The sequence below is a fragment of the Modestobacter sp. KNN46-3 genome (assembly GCF_011039295.1).
On sequence record NZ_JAAKGN010000351.1, the window covers coordinates 1 to 1,066 of the forward strand.

Here is a 1,066-nt window from a genome sequence, read left to right on the forward strand (position 1 = left end):
TGGACGGCGAAGGTGGCGCCCTCGCCGGGGGCGGTGTGCAGCTCGACCCGGCCGCCGTGCGCCTCGACCAGCGCGGCGACGATGGACAGCCCGAGGCCGGTGCCCCCTGCGGCCCGGGTCCGGGAGGCGTCGGCGCGGTAGAACCGCTCGAACACCCGGTCGGCGTCGGCCTGGGCCAGGCCGGGGCCCTCGTCGGTGACCGCGAGGACGAGCCAGCCGGGCTCGGCCCCGTCCTCGGCCACCCGGATGGTCACCCGGGTGTCTGCGGGGGTGTGGGTCAGCGCGTTGGTGACCAGGTTCCCGATCACCTGGCGGAGCCGGGCCTCGTCGCCGCGGACCACCGGGGCGTCGGTGAGCGAGGGGTCCAGCTGCAGGCTGAGCGAGCGGTCGGGGGCGACGGCGCGGGCGTCGTGCACGGCGTCGCCGGCCAGCTCGGCCAGGTCGACGGGGCCCAGTGCCAGCGGCCGCTGCTGGTCCAGCCGGGCCAGCTGCAGCAGGTCCTCGACGAGCAACCCCATCCGGGTCGCCTCGGACTCGATCCGCTGCAGGAGCCGGCCGGTCTCCTCCGGGCCGTGGACCGCCCCCTGGCGGTGCAGCTCGGCGAAGCCGCGGATCGAGGTCAGCGGGGTGCGCAGCTCGTGGCTGGCGTCGGCGACGAACCGGCGCATCCGGGCCTCGGAGGCGACGGCGTGCTCCTCGGAGGCCTGCTGGGCGCGGAAGGAGCTCTCGATCCGGCCGAGCATGCCGTTGAGCGCCTGCGACAGCCGGCCGACCTCGGTCCGGTCGTCGCCGTCGGGCACGCGCCGGGACAGGTCACCGGCGGCGATCGCCTGGGCCGTGTGCTCGACCTCGACGAGGGGCCGCAGGCTGTTGCGCACCACCAGGTGGCCGGCGATGCCGAGCACCGCGAGGACCAGCAGGCCGACCACCAGCTCGATCCGCACCAGCCGGTTCAGGGCGTCCTCGTCGGCGGACAGGTCCTGTCCCACGAGCAGGACGAACTCGTCGCTGAACGGGGTGGCAGGTACCTGGGTCGCGCCGACCCGCCACCTGGTCCGCCCGTCCT

General features: G+C 75.8%; 1 protein-coding gene. It reads right to left on the bottom strand.

What is annotated here, in order from left to right; translation table 11 throughout:
* Positions 1–1,066 (bottom strand): cell wall metabolism sensor histidine kinase WalK (locus G5C62_RS27255; RefSeq protein WP_164703445.1); only part of this gene is annotated, 1,066 nt, incomplete at both ends.